Below are 18,684 nucleotides of genomic sequence, written 5' to 3' on the forward strand. Positions count from 1 at the left end.
CAAGAAAAGCTTATACATATGCCTGTTTTTACCCTGCTAACAGAAGCTGTGTGAAAAACATTTTACTAAAGGCATTGTAATCAACCTTGGAACTTATATTAGATCAAAACTTGTAAAGCAATAAAGAATAAGTATAAAAAAACAAGAAAATTTTTCCGGACTTTTTTTTGCCGTTTAAAAACAAATCAGGCGGGCTTTCTGTTATGTTAACTTCCCCTGATAGGCCTGGCTTTTAAAAACACACCTCATACAGATAGCATATGAATAGAACTGATCAAAAGACTGAGCATTATAAATTGGATTTTGAACCCGTTGGCCTTCGGGGACAATGCGATTCCGATAAGTCACTACTAGAATGTGCTCATCAACTTGGAATAAATATTAAAAGCGTATGCGGAGGCTATGGGAAATGCCGTTCCTGCAAGATTAAAATTCTTGATGGAACAGTTTCGGAGCCGGCTATTAGCGAAAAAGAAATATTATCCTCAAAAGAGCGTGAGCGGGGATGGTGTCTGGCTTGCAAGACATATCCATTAAGCGACCGCAGATTATACCTTCCTCCTGAATCGATTACCGCACCTCAACGAGCCCAGACAGAAGGTCTGGAAATCGACATTGCTCCTGAACCTGTTGTAAATTCTTATAAGATTGCCGTTAATCCTGCTTCTTTTTCAGATCTGCGCGGTGATGCCGACCGGATTTTGGAAACCATTAATTTAACTCATAACATTAGCTGTTCTTCAATTGATATCGATGTCATGAGAAATCTTTCTCCAAAACTGCGGGAATGGAACTGGATGTGCAATTTCCTTGTTCGTAAAGACGAGGCAATAGGTTTATCTTTATCAGACCGTAAGCTTGGGTTTGCCGTAGATTTGGGAACAACTAAAATTGCCGGATATCTGGTTGATTTGGAAAGCGGCAAAACACTTGCTGCCGAAGGAATAATGAACCCTCAAATAGGTTATGGTGAGGATATTATAAGCCGCATTACACATGCAATTCAATCTCCTGCTGAAGCAACCCGGTTAAAGAATCTTGCCATCAATTCACTCAACAATTCAGCCAAAGATTTATGTTTAAAGATTGGTGCAAAAACAGATGAAATCACTGATGCGGTAATTGTAGGAAATACTGCAATACATCATTTACTGCTTAACCTGCCTGTAAAGCAACTGGCTGAATCGCCTTTTATTCCTGCAGTAAGAAAATCTTTGGATATAAAAGCACGAGATGCCGGTCTGCAAATTGCCCCGGGTGCTTTTATACATCTTTTGCCTAATATAGCCGGATTTGTTGGTGCGGATCATACTGCAGCCTTGCTGTCGGTAGATGCAGAAAATATCAAAGGAGTTGAATTGGTTATTGATATTGGAACCAATACCGAGATTTCATTGATAGTAAACGGAGAAATAGTCAGTGCTTCCTGTGCTTCCGGTCCTGCGTTTGAGGGAGGACACATCAAGTGTGGGATGCGGGCTTCGGGCGGAGCTATCGAAGATATACTCATATTAAACGGCAAAACAAAATATCAGACCATTGACGGAGCACCACCGGTCGGTATATGCGGATCAGGCATACCGGATGCTTTGGCCCAATTGTATCTGGCAGGAATCATAGATAAAGGCGGCAGAATGTCTAAAGACCATCCCGGTGTTAGGAACAACGGGAAATATCCGGAATTTGTTCTGGTAAGTGAAGAGGAAAGAAACGGGCAGGCGGCTATTGTTGTTACCCAGAGTGATATCAGAGAATTGCAGCTTGCTAAAGCCGCTATCCGCACCGGCATCCAGCTCTTGCTGGAAGCCAAAGGTTGCGCTGAATACGATATCACCCGGGTAATCATTGCCGGAGCTTTTGGAAGTTATATCAATGTAGCCAGCGCTGTAGCAGTTGGTCTGCTGCCGTGTTTGCCTTATGAACGTTTCAAACAGGTTGGAAATGCAGCAGGCATAGGTGCAAAGATGGCCTTGATTTCTTCAGAAAAACGATTGTATGCTCAAAACCTGGCTTCAAGAACGCAATATATTGAATTAAGCACTGTACCTGCTTTTATGCCAACTTTTGTTCAGGCAGGCTATTTGGGATTATACAGACTGTCGGGCGGCAAAAGAATGGAAATTGACAAGGAGTAAAATAATATGGCTAAGAATAAAAAACTAAAACCGGACTATAATGCAAATAGTCCCGAAGATATTAAGATAGATATTTTAGATTCTATGGACTACAAATACAGGCAGAAAAGAGATATTGATATTGAAATAAGACAGCCTGAATTTACTTCCGTATGCCCCATGACAGGCCTTCCCGATTTCGGCACTATAGTTATTAAATACACACCTGATAAAAAAATAATAGAGTTAAAATCCTTGAAATATTACCTGCTCCAATACAGAAATGTCGGTATTTTTTACGAGCATGTAGTAAATCATATTTTGGATGATCTTGTAGAAGTGCTCAAACCAAAGCAAATGGAAATCACAGGTGAATTCAGTGCAAGAGGGGGTATAATTACCAAGGCTGTTGCTATCTATAGACTCTATGCTGAAGATTAAGGTATGACGGTTTTGGTATTAAGAAAATCATAATATGAATTTATGATATCGATTGCTTCCTGTTCCGATGTGATATGTTTTACGGATTCACGGAACTTAGCATTTGAATCAAGCCCTTTTACAAACCAACCGAGGCGGCTTCGCATCATAAAACAAGCTTGTTTTTCCCCGAAATATTCTGCATTTGCTTTAAGGTATCCTTTCATGCCGTCAAAGCGTTGGGCCAGGCTTGCCGGTGCTATAGGCTCTTTTGACATAAGAGCCCTGATCTGTTCAAATATCCATGGATTGCCAATAGCCGCCCTGCCTATCATAACTGCATCGCAACCGGTTTGACTCTGCATTGAAACAGCATCATAGGCTGTGAGAATATCCCCGTTTCCAATTACCGGGATAGAAACATTTTGTTTAACCCTTGATATTACAGACCAGTCGGCCAAACCTCTAAATCCCTGACTTGCCGTTCTTGGATGAACTGCGATAGCATCTATTCCGCAATGCTCTGCGATTTTGGCTGTTTTTAATGCCTGCTCACCGGTTTTTTCCCATCCTGTTCTTATCTTTATCGTCACAGGAATTTTTACACATTTTTTTATCGCCATTAAAATTGCTTCGGTTCGTCCGGGCTCTTTCATAAGAGCAACTCCTGCGCCTGTTTTTACAACTTTTTTAACGGAACAGCCAAAATTTATATCGATTATATCAGCGCCTGATGATTCAACAATTACTGCGGCTTCTGCCATAATTAAAGGGTCGGAGCCAAAAATCTGAAATGAAACAGGACGTTCTTCAGATAAGGAATCAAGCATGCCAAGGGTTTTTTTAGAACCATAAACAATGCCGTTTGCGCTTACCATTTCAGAGCAAACGAGTCCGCATCCGGCTCTTTTTGCAATGAGTCTGAATGGCAGGTTGGTGATGCCGGCCAGAGGAGCAAGAACTGTGTTGTTATCTATAAGTATTGAGTCTATTTTCATTTGTAAAATCATGTCAATAAAGTATAACATTGTCAAGTGTTCCTGATTAAGTTGACAGGATAAACGCATTGGGATTCATCTGAACTTAAAACATAAATTTATTTTAAAAAAAGAATAATTACTATGACTGATATCTTACTTATTCAACCACCTGTAAGAGATTTTTATCTTACATCAAAAAGAACTATTCCTTACGGGCTGACATGTATAGCATCATCTGCTCAAAAAGCCGGTTTTTCAGTTGAAATATTTGACGGTCTTGCCACTTCAAAATCACACAAACTGCAAATTCCCGAAGAGATGGCCTACCTTAATGAATATTACGGGAAAGAAGATATATCTCCTTTTGCTCTATTCAACAGCTTCAAGCACTTTGGATACAGTTTCGAGCATATCGGAAAACAAGCGGCCAAAACCGGAGCATTTCTTGTTGGGATCTCATCTTTGTTTACACCTTATGCAGAATATGCGTTGATGACTGCCGAAGCAGTTAAAGCATATCATCCTGGCTGCAAAATAGTTTTTGGAGGACACCATCCCACAACCCTTTATAATGAGGTAATGAAAAACACGGCTGTTGATTTTATAATTCGTGGTGAAGGAGAAGAATCCTTGCCGCTTCTTGCCGCTGCGATTAAAGAAAACAAAAGTCCCGATTCGGTGCCGGGTATTGTTTACCGTAAACAAGACGGAAACTTATATGCTGATAATCCTGCGTTGATTGACGATCTTGACAAACAGCCTCTGCCTGCAATTTCTCTTTTAAAACATAATTTTTATAAAAGGGGCAAAATGGCAAGCGCTGTTGTTTCGGCAAGCAGAGGTTGCCCCATGAAATGCTCTTATTGTTCTATAGGAGGCTTACCATATCAAAAATACAGACAAAGAAGCGTTGAATCAGTTATAAAAGAGCTTGATATAAATATTAGCGGACATAAAGCCGCCTTTATAGATTTTGAAGATGAAAATCTTAGCTTAGACAAAAAATGGTTTACAGCCCTGCTTTGTGAGTTAAAATCAAGATTTGCCGGTTCAGAGCTTGAGTTAAGAGCAATGAACGGGCTGCTGCCTATATCGCTTGATGAAGAGATGGTATGCCTTATGAAAGAGTCGGGATTTAAAACCCTGAATCTTTCCCTTGGTTCATCTTCATCAGAGCAGCTCAAAAGATTTAAAAGGCCTGATGTGAGGAAAGCCTTTGACAAAATACTTTTGATTGCCGAAAAATATAATCTTAAAACAGTCGGATACATAATAGCCGGAGCGCCCCACCAAACACCAAAAGATTCCGTTTCCGATCTTTTATATCTTGCCGAAAGAAGAGTACTTGCCGGAGTTTCAATCTTTTATCCTTCTCCCGGAAGCGCTGATTTTGAACAATGCAAAAATCTTGCAATACTTCCTGAAAAATATTCTTTAATGCGTTCAAGCGCTTTCCCCCTTTCCCACACAACAGGCAGAAAACAGGCTGTTACTATTTTAAGGCTCGGAAGAATATTAAATTTCATGAAATCTTTAATCGACAGCGGATATGAAATCCCTGAACCTGGGCCATTTGCAGAAGAAGAAATTAAAGACGGTAACCGGACAGAAACAGGTATAAAGCTTTTAAAGTGGTTTCTTTTTGATGGGAAGATAAGAGGAGTTAACAAAGAAGGGGGCGTTTATGAGCACAGTATATGCGATAAGACTGCCGGATTGTTTACCGAAAAAATAAATAAAGCTGGTTTGAAAGGTTGCTAAGTTATAGCATTTGCTATAAATATGATCCGTTTTTCTGCGGTTAGCATACGTATCCATGCCCAATCGGAACAGATTTATGACAATTGCTATATCTTCTAATATCTCCGGCAATTTAAAATTTCATGTTTATATCCGCCTGCATCTTATGCTGAGTGTCATCCGATGTTCGCAGGATGTGATCAAACTTGAAATAATTCAGCCCTAAAGAAACATTCTTGTTTAGCCCAAACAAAAATTCAATTTTTTCACCCTTTATATTTGTATTGCCATTATAGCTATCAAAGTCCGACAGGAAATCAGGCCATGCATCTTTTTCAAGACGTCTATAGTTATATGATAAATGCCACCGGCCAAAATCATTAGCATCCTTGTGGCCAAATTTAAATCCGGCCAGCCAACCGGTATTGTTATCATGCGAGTCTATTGCTCTGACATACTGTCCATATAAAACAGCATAAGGAATATACCCGGATATCTCAGGCAAACCAAATTCAGCATTTCCGGCAAAAGAATCATAGTCGTACATCCAGTTACCTGCGGCATCTCTGGAATTAGTGCCCACTCCCCACCCGGCGCCAATATTCCCTGAGCTGTCTTTTGTCCAGTCATTGCCTTTTACATAGTTAAAATCATAATAGCTTCCTGCAATTTTAAAATACATATCGCCGGGCAGTTTTAAATTAAGTCCGGGCTGAATAGCGATCAGATAAGGGTCATTGGCTTTATCACTGAACTCCTGAAGTACAAAAGCGTCCAGGTTTGCAAACAATTCCACGTTTTTCGCTGCTTTGTATTTAAACCTGACAGCGGCTCCTTCAGGGTAAATATTGCCGTCCCATATCAGGTTGCTTGCGTTCCATATGGGGTTTTTAAATTTTCCCATTAAAAGCTCAGCCCATTTAACCGGTGTATATTGGGCATACGCATAATTTACGCTGATATCCTTCAGGCTGAAGGTATCTCCCAGTGTTTGATGGGTGGATCGGGGATCACCTGAACTTGTTACAAAACCGAATCCGGCTTTCCAGCTATCATTCACTGCTGTCTCAACACCAAGTCTTAATCTGATACGCTCACGGTTTCGATACGAATTATTTTTGTCGTTTTCAATATCCTCTGTTTGAAATCGAACTCTGGAATTTCCCTGTACTTTCATATTTCCCAACCAGTCCGGCACCCTGACATCCTTTGTTTCGCCAGTACCAGCGACTTCCTTTTTTTCTTTCTTTTCCTCTTCATTTATTTGTTGTATGAGTTCTGTAGCTTCGGATCTGGTAAGAATATTTTTTTCTACCAGCTTGTCTATCAGCTTATCCACATTGCTTGCCCGGGATGAGCCGATTGTAAATATTAGAAGGATAATTATGTTTAATAAAATTAATAGCTTTTTTTTCATCTTTCTCCTTCTCGCGTTATTCTGTCTATTATAAGTTACAAGATATTAACTTCTGTTTTCCTATAAAATCCAGGCAAGCAGCCGGATTCCCGCAAGCCTTTGTTGGAAATGGTATCATGGTTAACCTCAGATCATTTTACCGTTCTTTTTAAACCAGCTTTGTGCAAATATTTCAAGAACAACAATGATAATTATCATAGCCTGGTCTAAAAAATTCCAGATTCTTTATTACCGTCAAGCCGCTTGCCGTACCCGCCTCCGCCCGGTGTCATGATGCGCAGGCGATCACCGGGTTGAGCCTGAATTTCTTTTTTACCTCCAAGATTTATTACGGTACCATCTTTTCTGATAAAAAGGTTGATGCCGCATTGACCGGGTTCACCGCCATTTAATCCGTACGGAGCAAATACCCTTCGCTCAGTAAGAACGGCCACGTTGAGAGGTTCTAAAAACTCTACTTCCCGCACCAAACCGTTGCCGCCTTTAAAGCGCCCATTACCTCCGGAGCCGTGCCTTAATGAAAACTTGCGCAGAAGCACCGGATAGCGGCGTTCCAGAATCTCAGGATCAGTGATGCGCGTGTTGGTCATGTGCGTATGGACACCGCAATTATAAATTGATTATTAATCAGTTTCGTAGCAGGCCATTATTTCGCCAAAATATAGTGTATGATAATCCTTTTGCGGGTAAAGGGATGTGTCATAATCCTTGTCAAGATAAGCCGGGTCCATGGCGGACTTGTAAATGATTTTACACTCGTAATGCCGCCCTCGTGTATCAATAACAGGCGAAGCGACTTTCAAACCGGCAACTGTTAACATGTTGCACGTCTTAAATTTATCCACGTCCCGGCCGGATTTCGAGCCGCAAAAAGCGATCTCCTTACGCATGTCTTTGGCCGGAACTGTAACGGTAAAATCTTTGGCTGCTTCGATAATCCCAAATGTATGCCTGCTGGACCTCACTGCCACCATCATGACCGGTTTTCTCCATATAATTCCGAATGTGGCCCAACCTATGGTCATGGTGTTTAACGCATCTTCATATTTTACGGTTAAGAAAGCACCCTCTTTAATTTTTTTTATGCTATCTTCGGCAACATTCAAATAGTCCACATCTCTCATAGCAATCTCCTTTTTTATTAGATAAAATATTTGAGCCAGTTTCAAAACGTCCCATTTGGGCCGATCTTTTGCGTTGGGCTCAAATTTTGCACGCAGTGAAGCATAGCACTATCCTCGAAAAATACTAAATATATTCCTGTGGTTAAAATTTTCGCCCGCCTTGACCTTGACCAAACTGAAACATTTTGAAAGTGGCTCATTTAGCACAGATTTTAAAAATATAACTTGTGTTGAGCCTGTCGTCCTCCTTCGTTTTGAACTACCGAGGATTCCCCGGTGGTTGCCGGGACAATTCACCCTCTTTATTTATATATCAGAAGATAATGCGCTTTTTTCAATAAACATAAAACTTAAAGTGTTTCCTGTTGTGTATTCATGTGTTATTTCAGCAGAAGCTATGATGGCAAAAAATATTTTATTTATTTTTGGTCTTTGTCTTTTTTATTAATTTATATTTTTGCAACCGGCTTTTCGGTTTATCCGGTATCGTAAACGACAAGACACCTTCATTAATAAGCTCAATCAGGATTTTTTTAAGCTGTCCGGAAATCTGTTTCTGGCCTAATTGGTTTGAAATTTCTGATTTTGATAGTATATCATTTGAAAGTAAATGAATTATCCTGTCACGCAATGACTCGGGCTGCGACTCGGGCTGTGACTCGGGCTGTGACTCGGGTTTTCTTGCAACTTTGTCAACTAATGGTTTGAATATCAGCGCAACAGAACCCGAACTCATATTCCATTCCGGAAGTGGGTTCCCGTTTTCTTTACACCATTCGATAATATTTAATGTGCCTGTTCCCCACTTTTCAATAATACCAGCCCGGTAAAAAACGTTTGCGATAATGGGATTCCATGGCCTGGATTCATGAGGATGAAATAATGCTTTCGGAGTAATGCCGAAATGAAGGGCACCAGGGTTAATGATTTCCATCCGGTCATCATAAATAGCAACAGATGTCGATGCACCGGGCACCGCATAATCCCGATGGCAAAATGCATTTGCCAATGCTTCCCGAAAAGCACGGGGGTGGTAGAGTGGACGGTCTTGACGTTTAAATTTGTCAGGGAATACTTTTCCTGCAATCGGGATATGATCTTTAAAAAATGATTCCGCTTTTTGAAGAAGACTGAAAGCATTCCCCCAATATTGCCGGTTATCGGCAAAATCAGAAAGACGATCAGTGCCCCGAAATCTTGCCAATTGGATTAAACACTGTGGATAGAGTGATTCCAGTCTGCGACTCTTTCCAAAAAGAACAACCGCAGCATTTGTAAGCATGCCATCAATAATAAGTCCAAGTCCTGTAAGAATTGATTTTGTATCGGTCTTTCTTGGCCGCTCCATCCGGCCGGCATCAATTGTATTTGTCAATGTCAGTTGGATTTCATCCTGATCAAGATCTTTAATTGTAACCCCTTTTGCTGACGGCTCGTTTTCCCATCGACGGGTTGCATGCAACCGTTCAATTAACCTGCGTTCATATTCGGCTTTTGGCATTATGCTTGTTGTAGGGCCATTGCGGATATAGGAGCGCCCATCATAAGTATAAAGTCCGCCACCACCGGGGACTCTCAACATGATCGCTGCCTTTCCGTTTTCCAGCGTAACTGTTTCAATATCAGGAAATGCTGGCGGATCAAGACGGTTAAGTTCTGCTGAGATATCGGCCATCGTTTTGGCGGTAGCATCCTGGCCGATAAGTTCGCCTTTGTCGGATACACCAAAAAAGACAAAACCCCCAAAACCATTTAACATCCCGCAAACTGTTTTCATGGCCTGTGTGCGCTGTCCGGTTGTGGATTTGAATTCAATCCGGTCGGATTCCCCGGATGCTACCAGTTTTTTTAATTCTTTTAGATTCATAATCCGCTTCCATTATTTCCAGTAATCACTTTTGCTTCAAAAGTTAAGATGCTAAATTTGCCATACAGTCTCATCCTGCATGCGTGTTTCAATGCGGATGCAGCCGTCTTCTGTTTGATAGAAGAAGAATGCGGTTTTTACAGGCAGGTTTAGCTTGGTCATTTGATACTACCTCTTACTCTCCAATGTCCTCCTTTGGCTGACCCTATCCGTTCAACATAACCCTGGGATTTCAGTATCTGAATGTTTTTGTCTGTTGCGGTCCTGCTGATGCTCAGCGCTGTTGAGAGTTCACTGACGGTCACCGCAGGATTTGACATCATCAGCCGCAGGATCATGCTGCGATTTTTGCCCAACTTTTCATCCAACTTTTCATCCAACCCGATTTCTGTATCCGGCTTTGCAGGTTTCATTGGTTTATTTATTTAAGGGGAACCCATTCCGTGCTCCCCGTCTTTAACCTATCCAATACCTAAGTTAAATATAACGGCTTATCTTTAACTTATGAAGACGCCAAGGTAACGTCCAAAGGCATACGCCACTTTCCGATTAGGAAATAAGACTTACCGATTACTTACCGATTGCCGCCACTGTAAATATATCGCGCACTCCGACCTTGTCCGATTTGCTCTGCAAACCCAGCTTCCACCAATATACGCAGATCTTTTGTCGCTGTTACTTTTGAAATCGAAGCGCTCCCGGCAACCCAAGTTGAAGCGATTATTATTTGCCCTGTCTGCAATTATAAATCCAACCCGGCCCCATGTTTTTTCAACCACATCTTCCGTTCCCGATAATCAGGCATAACCTTATCCACTTCATTCCAAAAGGCATCAGTATGGTTTCTATGGTGCATGTGGCATAATTCATGTACTACCATGTAATCGATTATCTTTGCCGGCGCCATCATGCACTTCCAGTGAAACTGCAACGTATTATTTCCGGTACAGCTTGCCCAACGATAGCCCAAATCTTTAACCCTTAACCCGGTTGGCTTCACTCCTGTTTTGGGAGCAAAATAGTCGATCCGCTCGCGCAAACGATTTTCGGCTTTTGAGCAATAAAACGTTTCAAAAGCTCTTTTGGCGGCAGATTCCCCACCTTGTTCAATCAAGGAGCGTTTTAAGCAGAATCGGCCTTCTTTTAATTTTAAATCAGCATCTTGTTCATTAACCAACAACAAGCGGTAGCTACAACCCAAATAGAGAAAGGATTCACCGTTCACCCACTCGCGAATCACGGCCGTTGCATTCAAATCTCGCCATTGCGCCAGATTTTTGTATATCCACATGCGTTTGCTTTCAACGACAGCATCCACCTGTTCAGGGCTGAAACCTTTAGGCGGATGTACGGTCACAATTCCATCGCGTTCGATCACAATATCCGTAGTTTTACGTTCTGTACCGGGCAACAAATGATAATCAATATCTCTTACTCGCCGTGCATTCATTTGTCCCCACCTTTTAGCAAATCATCATGCCGATTTTTAGCCAGTTTCATAATTTCTATTGCTACCCGTTCCCGGTTTTGTTTGAGTTCTTTAATATCAGTCAGCATCAAGGCAGTTTTTATTTCGCTGCGGGTTTTCTTTTGTTTATCAGAGTTTGTCCAGAAATCAATGCTGCCTATACTATCCTGTAAGGTGTCAACAATCGACTCCATTAAAACCTTCATTTTATCTTTGGCATCACCGGGTACTTTACCATCGGCAAATGCTTCGTTGGCAATATGTTCGAAAAAAGTCGTTGCTTCTCTGGTCATGCCGTGTTCACCGGTTTTACGTCCTTCTATGGCTTCGGTCCTTAGCTTTTCAAGTTCTTCGGCTAACACATCCCAATGACCCTGGTATTGTTCTATTAGATTTTCAACTTTCTCGGAAAGTTTTTTATAGAAAGCCGGGTCTTCATCATGATGCACTGTGCAATGTTTGCGAATGGCATGTTCCATCTCACTTGCTTTGGCTTCAGGATTACCCCCGGCATGTTTTATCAGTTTTTCGATAAAATCATCTGCTAACAGTTCTATCGGCGGAACCATAGGATTAATTCCAAGGCTGATCAAATGGGCATTGATTAATTCTTTTACCTTTTCTCCGGCATCACCCAGATTCAAACTGGTATCTTTATACCGTTCTTTGGCAACACGTAAAATATACCCGAAGCGTTTTGCAGGGACGCGGTAAGGATTAGCCGCCTGATGAGGCAGAACAATATCCATACTCATCAAAAATTTTTTCAGATAAACATCAAAATCGGCGCGGATTTTTTCATCCTTTAATAAGTTGACAGCAGCATGCACCACTGCCGCATCGGTTTCCATATCCGGCAAACTGCCCTGCACAAATGCATCCACGTCCTTCACTTTGTTATCAGCAAACAATTGAAGCAGCCGTTGATACCGTTCTTCCAATACGGGCATCTCAGAGGTGATACTTTTTAAACCTTCTGCCAGTTCTTCCTGTTCATCTGTTGCAGCGTAGAGTGTTAAGGCTTCTGTGAGATGGTTTGACAGTCCGATATAATCCACTATATATCCGCGTTTCTTGCCTCTCAGCACACGATTGGTCCGGGCTATTGCCTGCAATAGAGCATGCTCTTGTATCTTTTTGTCGATATACATTACTTGCTCAATAGGCGCATCAAAACCGGTCAGCAGCATATCACAGACAATCAAAAATGCGATCCCTGTGTATTCCTTGTCCGGATCATCCATATCAAATGGTTTACAGAAGTTATTAACTGCATTCCATGCTTTGGCTTGTCTGCGTAAGGTGGTAATATAAGCTGCCTCATTGGTCCCATCACTGGATACAACGACCACCGCTTTTAAAAAATTGAGCCTCTTAATCAGATTTAAATCCGGCAGCGGTTCCGCCTTGGCTTTTTCCAAACGATCAAGCAATGCATCCTCTATTGCTGTTTTGTACCTGAAGGCTGCCAATTTGGAATGGCAGACGACCTGCGCTTTAAAGCCATTGGGCAATATATTCGAGATATAATGATCAACCATATCTTTGGCAATGGCGTTTATACGTTTTTCGGCTTCCAGAATATCACCGGTTGCCCCGTATTTCTTTTTGATAGCCAGCAATTCATCTTCGCTGCGGTCTTTGAACAAATCTTCAAATCTGATTTCAAAGCCATGTTTATCGGTTAAAGCTGTATCTGCGGTTTTTCCTTCATAGAGGATTTGCAATGTAGCGCCGTCGTTTACTGCATCCATCAATCTATAGGTATCAATATATTGCCCGAATCGTTTGTGAGTTTTCTTTTCTCCGTGGCGTTCTGTTATCAGCGGAGTACCGGTAAATGCTATTCGCGCGGCATTGGGGAAGGCTTCAAAGATATTATCACCTAAGTCGGAACTCTGGGTTCGGTGCGCTTCATCTATCATTAAAATAATTCGTTCAGAATCATTAACCACGCCAAAGGTTTTTCCCGAAGGCATGGCCTGATATGTGCCCAAAGCCTCTGCTACCTTTAAGCTCAGGCTTTCTTCACGCTGGAGAAATTTATGCACCATCACCATGTTAATATCGGAGGTGTCCGTGCTAAGATCAGTGCGCAGGTCGCTTGCACTTTGTATGATATTTACCCGGCCCCCGATCAGGGTTGCAGTTCTGCCAAGCTGTTCTTCAAGATCAATACGGTCATTAATCAGGACGATCTTAAAATCGTTTAAGTCTTTGGACACACGAATCATGCGCGCCACAAACACCATAGTCAAAGACTTGCCCGATCCCTGGGTATGCCAGATCACACCGCTGCGCTGGACAACGGTTTTACCATTACGCAACTGCTCGCAAATTTTACATGCCGCCCTGAATTGCTGATAACGGCACACCACCTTAATACGCGGCCCGCTGTCCGTATCCATGAATACCGACGAGGTCCGTAAAATATGCAGCAGGTTCTGCTTGTTCAGCATACCGGCAATGAGTTGCTGCTGCTGATTCATGCCTGTGGCAGTAGAATCATTATTGGGCCACTGGGTTTTCCAGGGAAAGAAGTGTTCCTCTCCGGAAGTAATAGTGCCGAAATCCGCTTCCAGACCGCTGGAGCGAACCACCAACAAGACTGTGTGGAATAAACGCGGTTCGCCCTCTTTCAAACCCTGTTGCAAAGTGGCATTGCGTTTATTCATATAGCGCTGCAATTGCTCAAACGCCTCATTCATGGGATTTGCACAGGTCGGCCCGCCTTTTTTACACTCCACCACTGCCAATGGAATACCGTTCACAAACAATACAATATCGGGAATGATGAATTGCTTCACACATCCGGGCGTATCAATACGAAACTGGTTAATGGCATGGAACCGGTTATTTCCAGGATTCTCAAAATCAATGAGCTTTGCCACCGGGTCCTGTTCACCCGTAATCTCATTTACATCCACCTGGGTTTTGAAGATCAGCTTTTGAATTGCTTCATTGGCTTCAAGAAGTGTACGGTTGGGCTGGCGCAGGATCTGATCCTGCAAATCGTTTAATTGTTTATCGGTCAGCCAGCTTTTACCCTCTGCTGTTCTATTGATATCAGCAACTGCTTTAGCAAATACACCAGGCAAGAGCCACCGGCGAAAGGATAGCCGTATGCTTTTACCGGGATCTTGCGGAATTTCCGGCCCCTGATCAATTGCTGTCCAGCCCAGCGACTGAAGTTGCTCCAGAAAAGGCTTTTCAACTTCGGTGTATTCAGACATGGGTGGTTTCCTCCTGGTCGATGGTGACCTGGACTTTACCGGTTAAGAGGTCGTTCATGAGGCCGGATTTTTGTTTTTTGAGTTTTATCCGAAAATTGTTTTCAATATTAATTTTCTCGAATATTTGAGATAAAATATTTGAAATGCTTGCAAGTTCCCCTTCATTTTTTGGAAGAGGCATCTCCAGATTTGAACACATTTCTAACGTAAGATTAACTTGGCCCGAAGTCCGCTTTGAGCGTAAGTAAAACCATTTTTGTGCGAAATCGGATAGTAAGTAATATAAAAGATAAAGTCTATATCTTTGATGTAAAACTCTATAAATCGATACAGCCTGATTGGTATTCCATTCTTCATACTCATCAGTGATGAGACTAACTTTTCCTAAAGGTGGGCCTACAATATTCATTAAAATATCACCAGGAAATACTTTCGAGCGAGCTAACTCAGAATTATGAATAATGTTACTAACAAACAAAGAATCCATGTCAAATCGAAGTGAGCCATTAAAGCTTAGATTTTCAACACGAATGTATGGGATAGATTTTATTCTATTGGCATTATTAATAAATGTTGATGGCGTCGTACCTTTTGTAATTGGATGGCATATATCTGACGCTCTTACTATATCCCACTCCTTCGGAATCCAGCCAATGGGGGTTTCTTTGTAAAGCTCCGGGGCTTGTTCTCTGAGTGGGCGGAGTTTGCCATCGGCGGTGACGCCGCGGGTAAACAAGTCGTGCATTAAACCCGCTTTGATTTGCTGGTATTTGTAGATCAGGGCTTCGGTTTTTTCGATGGCTTGGTCGACAGTTTCTAAAATTAATGCGACCTTTTTTTGATATTTATTTTCTTTAGGATATTTTAGTTTGAGTATTTTCATCAGGTCTTTTGGCACATGAGGCACTCCAGTACCAGTTCTTCGATTTTGAATCCACTCGAAACTTTGCAACAAATAGTAGTAGAGCAAGCTGCTTATAATTTTATTATTAGGTGAAAGTTTTGTAACCGTTGACGACACAACTCCCGTTAAATTATGACCTACAAGCCCACTTCGTTCCCCATCCCAAAGCATCAATACATCATCTTTATTTGCTTTGACTGAAAAACGTGTTGATGCATAGCCGTCATGTCCACCAACCAAGGAAGCAGCACCTAAATATCGTTCATAGCCTGATCGCTGAATTTCGCTTGTTTCAACCTTTTTGCCCTTTTGAAAGTCAAGCAAATTATGTAATTGATCTATTACCCATTCACTCATACCCCAACTCCACCCAAAATTTCTTTAGCTGTTTTGATACCGCATCCCGTTCAGCTTCAATTTCCTTAGCCGTCACAGCATATTTACTCCACAGATTTTCAATAGCCTTTATGCAGACGCGCAGATCTGCACGCAGGTAAGCTTTATAAGTGTCTATTAAAACCTGGCGCAGACGTTCTATAATTACAGTGCGGGCTTCATCGGTGGAGATTTTAGCCCGCGCACTTTTTACCAGTTCATCCCGTTTATTCTCAGTACTTTTGATGGTTGCTTTCAACGATTTGGCTTTATCTTCCAACATCTTGTGCCGCGCAAGGCTTTGTTCGATGCTGTTGACGCGTTCTTTGGCAAACGCTCCTTTCTCAATAGCTTGTACCAGCGGTTCAGCAAAGCCGGATTGATAATTCACCTGATTGGCCAGATCGAGAATACGCCGGCCATTAGCAAACAGTGCTTCATTTTGTGTTAAGCCTTCAGCGCAATAATAGCCTTTTTTTACATCTTTAGGCAGCAATCCGGCTATTTTTATTTCAGAAAAGATATTACCCGTAAGTGCTTTAACTTCTTTAAGATATTCTTTCCATTCAGCATTCAGGGCCTTAATCTCTTCCTTTTTGTTTTTCACTTCGTCACTTTGCAGGACGCCGGTATCTTCCGTGTCTTCAAAGTCTTCCTCATCGGCAGCACTGAACAGAGCCTGCAACTCGGATAGACGCGCCTGTGCCTGCTCCATTTCTTCAAGTATTTCAGGAAACTGGCTTTGCAGAATCTCGTCATCCGGGATCAGTTCAGGGCCCCACCCGCTTGCGGCAATGGATTTGAAATCGGCTTTCAGCAGGTTAACGTAGTTGGCAAAAGCGCCCCTTATCTGAAAAGGGGTCAGCAGAGTTTGTCCTGAAAACTCTTCTGCAATGCTTTTCAGCAGGCTTCTTCTCATAACATAGACGTTGCCCGTATTTTTATTTTCAGGATCATGGGCCAGTGCCTCAACAACAGGCAAGTTGGCCTGCCACCAGGTTTCCAGTTGAGTTATAAAAGCCTGATGGCGTGTTTTCACACCCGGATGATTTGTAACAAAATCAGCAATACTGCGTTTTGCGGCAATGGATTCGGCAATGTCCATGTAGATGTCATCTTTTGGAACAAAACAATCTTCACGCAATCCTTTGTAGTTGATCCGGAAGTGTGCCATGGCATTAATCTCAGCAATGGGAACGCCGCCATGCAAATGGGCGCGTACATCATGGGGTTCGGACGGTGGCGCATTATCGACATAACGGCGTATATTGCAGTTATAATCTTCCGCGGCTATTTCCGTTACCGGAACTTTGCGTGCATAGTCTGGTATATCAAGCCCATTCCGGTAAGCATGAACAATTTTGTCGATGTCTTCAGGCCGCAGATGATTTTGTGCTTTACCTTCCCGGTATTCTCTGTCTCCATTAATAAACAATACATGATCGCGGCTTGCGGCCCCGTGTTTGTTCATAACCATAATACAGGCGGGAATGCCGGTACCGTAAAACAGGTTACTTGGCAGGCCGATAATAGCTTCCAGATACCCTTTTTCAATAAAGTACCGGCGGGCTGCGCGTTCTTCACCGCCCCGGAACAAAACACCGTGGGGCATGACAGTGGCCAGGCGGCCGTCGTGTTTGAGAACCGACAGCATATGCTGGACAAACATCAGATCGGCCTTTTTGCCTTTTTCAGGCATCATCACAGGAAAGCGCCCTGGAAATTTAAGCTCTTTTTTAATGTAGTTCTGACTAAACGGCGGATTGGCCAGCACCCGGTCAAAACGCTTGAGTTCGTTTGTTTCGTCCAGATGCAGAGGTTCTCTGATGGTATCGGCCTGACGGATATCGGCATGAGATATGCCGTGTAGCAGCATGTTCATTTTGCAGATAGACCAGGTGGTGCCGATTTTTTCCTGACCGTTGAGGGATAACTCGCCGGGATCACCGCCGCATTCCTGTAAATAGTCCCGTGTCTGTATCAGCATGCCACCCGACCCTGCTGTAGGATCATAAATGCTCATGCCTTCTTGTGGATCACAGATTTCAACACAGACGCGAACGACTTCTACCGGTGTGTAGAATTCCCCTGCCTTTTTACCGGCTGAATCCGCAAAATATTTGATCAGCCATTCATAAGCCGCACCAAGCAAATCCGGGAACTCAAAGTCTTCATCTTTAAGAGGTATTTTTTCAAAGTTTTGTATGAAATCAGCCAGTGTGTCATCGTCCAGAGACCGTTGGCCGATCTTCCGGTTAAAATTGATCCCTTTCAGCACATCCTGCAAAGCGTCAATGTTTGCATCTTCAATGGCTTCAAGGGCTTTGTTGAGCATTGTTCCAACATTCTCTTTGAGATGCTTTAATGCAGGATGGTGAATGATTTTTATCTCACCGTCTTTTATTACCTCTTCGTCCCATGCCTGATTCCAGCGCGCCCGTTCCGGAACATAGAAGTACTTGCCTGAATAGTTGTCAGGGTCATTTAATGCTATGGTAATATCTTCCTCAGACATGCCTTTACCCGCAAGTTCTGTTCTCAGCTCTGCCTGCCGTTGATCAAATAGGTCGCTGGCCCGTTTTAAGAACAACATGCCGAAAATATATTCCTTGTACTCGCTGGCATCCATGCTGCCGCGAAGGTCATCGCAGGCAGTTAAAAGTAGGTTTTCAAGGCGCGACAGTGTGAGTTTGGTTTTTACCATTATGGGTTTATTTCCTCTAAGATATTAATAATATAAGTCAAAGGTAAAATAAATAAAGTATGTAACTTGTAGTGGAAATCGATATAAAAATTTCGGTCTCTGTCATTTACGATCCAGCAAACCGAAATAAATATGGCTACAATATACCTGCCATTAATCTATTGTCAAACGTTTTGTCCGGTTATTTTGAGGGGTTAACCTATCGTAACTGAGTTGAAACTATGGGAAAATATGAAATGAAGCGGAACGTCTCTAAATTTGTAAAACTTATGCTTTGCCAGTGCCTGCTTTTTTGAATGTTTCTTTGATAAGATTTCGTGTTTGCTGTTTATCTATGA

General features: G+C 42.3%; 13 protein-coding genes. 3 read left to right on the top strand and 10 right to left on the bottom strand.

Translation table 11 applies throughout. The features are described 5' to 3' along the window. Window positions 1–260: 260 nt before the first annotated feature. Window positions 261–2,135 (top strand): ASKHA domain-containing protein, encoded by a 1,875-nt coding sequence (locus VXK47_RS09980; RefSeq protein ID WP_435548635.1) that lies wholly within the window; start codon window positions 261–263, stop codon window positions 2,133–2,135. A gap of 6 nt (window positions 2,136–2,141) precedes the next feature. Continuing rightward, window positions 2,142–2,555 carry a preQ(1) synthase gene (queF, locus tag VXK47_RS09985; protein WP_435548636.1) on the top strand — a complete coding sequence of 138 codons (414 nt, stop codon included), beginning with the start codon at window positions 2,142–2,144 and terminating at the stop codon, window positions 2,553–2,555. On the opposite strand, the gene dusB is transcribed toward queF, so the two are convergent. Next, on the bottom strand, window positions 2,552–3,532 hold the full coding sequence (gene dusB / locus VXK47_RS09990; RefSeq protein ID WP_435548637.1) for a tRNA dihydrouridine synthase DusB: 981 nt from the start codon (window positions 3,530–3,532) through the stop codon (window positions 2,552–2,554). The two genes, queF and dusB, sit on opposite strands and share 4 nt — an antisense overlap. Before the next feature lie 123 nt (window positions 3,533–3,655). On the opposite strand from dusB, the gene VXK47_RS09995 reads away from it, so the two are divergent. After that, entirely contained in the window at window positions 3,656–5,275 is a 1,620-nt protein-coding gene (locus tag VXK47_RS09995) for a B12-binding domain-containing radical SAM protein (RefSeq protein ID WP_435548638.1), read from the top strand. Window positions 5,276–5,387: 112 nt separating this feature from the next. On the opposite strand, the gene VXK47_RS10000 is transcribed toward VXK47_RS09995, so the two are convergent. From VXK47_RS10000 to VXK47_RS10040, 9 genes are all read right to left on the bottom strand, one after another. Further along, the gene (locus VXK47_RS10000; protein ID WP_435548639.1) at window positions 5,388–6,671 is read right to left on the bottom strand and encodes a putative porin; all 1,284 of its coding nucleotides are present in this window, start codon (window positions 6,669–6,671) and stop codon (window positions 5,388–5,390) included. A gap of 206 nt (window positions 6,672–6,877) precedes the next feature. Next, window positions 6,878–7,288, bottom strand: a complete 411-nt coding sequence (locus tag VXK47_RS10005; protein ID WP_435548692.1) for a hydantoinase B/oxoprolinase family protein — start codon at window positions 7,286–7,288, stop codon at window positions 6,878–6,880. Between the two features lie 6 nt (window positions 7,289–7,294). After that, on the bottom strand, window positions 7,295–7,795 hold the full coding sequence (locus tag VXK47_RS10010) for a flavin reductase family protein (RefSeq protein ID WP_435548640.1): 501 nt from the start codon (window positions 7,793–7,795) through the stop codon (window positions 7,295–7,297). Between the two features lie 415 nt (window positions 7,796–8,210). Then, a complete protein-coding gene (locus tag VXK47_RS10015) occupies window positions 8,211–9,662 on the bottom strand; it encodes an ATP-binding protein (RefSeq protein ID WP_435548641.1) in 1,452 nt (483 codons plus the stop codon). A gap of 158 nt (window positions 9,663–9,820) precedes the next feature. Then, window positions 9,821–10,075 carry a winged helix-turn-helix domain-containing protein gene (locus VXK47_RS10020; RefSeq protein ID WP_435548642.1) on the bottom strand — a complete coding sequence of 85 codons (255 nt, stop codon included), beginning with the start codon at window positions 10,073–10,075 and terminating at the stop codon, window positions 9,821–9,823. A gap of 329 nt (window positions 10,076–10,404) precedes the next feature. After that, window positions 10,405–11,112 (bottom strand): M48 family metallopeptidase, encoded by a 708-nt coding sequence (locus VXK47_RS10025; protein WP_435548643.1) that lies wholly within the window; start codon window positions 11,110–11,112, stop codon window positions 10,405–10,407. Next, the gene (locus tag VXK47_RS10030) at window positions 11,109–14,363 is read right to left on the bottom strand and encodes a type I restriction endonuclease subunit R (RefSeq protein WP_435548644.1); all 3,255 of its coding nucleotides are present in this window, start codon (window positions 14,361–14,363) and stop codon (window positions 11,109–11,111) included. The genes VXK47_RS10025 and VXK47_RS10030 overlap by 4 nt, the downstream gene beginning before the upstream one ends. Then, window positions 14,356–15,624, bottom strand: a complete 1,269-nt coding sequence (locus VXK47_RS10035) for a restriction endonuclease subunit S (RefSeq protein ID WP_435548645.1) — start codon at window positions 15,622–15,624, stop codon at window positions 14,356–14,358. The genes VXK47_RS10030 and VXK47_RS10035 overlap by 8 nt, the downstream gene beginning before the upstream one ends. Next, window positions 15,617–18,346: an N-6 DNA methylase gene (locus VXK47_RS10040; protein ID WP_435548646.1), complete on the bottom strand. Its 2,730-nt coding sequence runs from the start codon at window positions 18,344–18,346 to the stop codon at window positions 15,617–15,619. Before VXK47_RS10040 ends, VXK47_RS10035 begins: the two co-directional genes overlap by 8 nt. Window positions 18,347–18,684 lie beyond the last annotated feature (338 nt).

Origin of the sequence: Desulfobacterium sp. N47 (assembly GCF_051233685.1) — a bacterium.
GTDB lineage: Bacteria > Desulfobacterota > Desulfobacteria > Desulfobacterales > RPRI01 > RPRI01.

What these genes read in the sequence shown, in the direction of transcription:
- queF (WP_435548636.1), top strand. Translation starts at nt 2,142, where the DNA reads ATGGCTAAGAATAAAAAACTAAAACCGGACTATAATGCAAATAGTCCC.
- VXK47_RS10030 (WP_435548644.1), bottom strand. Translation starts at nt 14,363, where the DNA reads ATGTCTGAATACACCGAAGTTGAAAAGCCTTTTCTGGAGCAACTTCAG.
- VXK47_RS09980 (WP_435548635.1), top strand. Translation starts at nt 261, where the DNA reads ATGAATAGAACTGATCAAAAGACTGAGCATTATAAATTGGATTTTGAA.
- VXK47_RS10025 (WP_435548643.1), bottom strand. Translation starts at nt 11,112, where the DNA reads ATGAATGCACGGCGAGTAAGAGATATTGATTATCATTTGTTGCCCGGT.
- VXK47_RS10015 (WP_435548641.1), bottom strand. Translation starts at nt 9,662, where the DNA reads ATGAATCTAAAAGAATTAAAAAAACTGGTAGCATCCGGGGAATCCGAC.
- VXK47_RS10010 (WP_435548640.1), bottom strand. Translation starts at nt 7,795, where the DNA reads ATGAGAGATGTGGACTATTTGAATGTTGCCGAAGATAGCATAAAAAAA.
- VXK47_RS09995 (WP_435548638.1), top strand. Translation starts at nt 3,656, where the DNA reads ATGACTGATATCTTACTTATTCAACCACCTGTAAGAGATTTTTATCTT.
- dusB (WP_435548637.1), bottom strand. Translation starts at nt 3,532, where the DNA reads ATGAAAATAGACTCAATACTTATAGATAACAACACAGTTCTTGCTCCT.
- VXK47_RS10035 (WP_435548645.1), bottom strand. Translation starts at nt 15,624, where the DNA reads ATGAGTGAATGGGTAATAGATCAATTACATAATTTGCTTGACTTTCAA.
- VXK47_RS10020 (WP_435548642.1), bottom strand. Translation starts at nt 10,075, where the DNA reads ATGAAACCTGCAAAGCCGGATACAGAAATCGGGTTGGATGAAAAGTTG.
- VXK47_RS10000 (WP_435548639.1), bottom strand. Translation starts at nt 6,671, where the DNA reads ATGAAAAAAAAGCTATTAATTTTATTAAACATAATTATCCTTCTAATA.
- VXK47_RS10040 (WP_435548646.1), bottom strand. Translation starts at nt 18,346, where the DNA reads ATGGTAAAAACCAAACTCACACTGTCGCGCCTTGAAAACCTACTTTTA.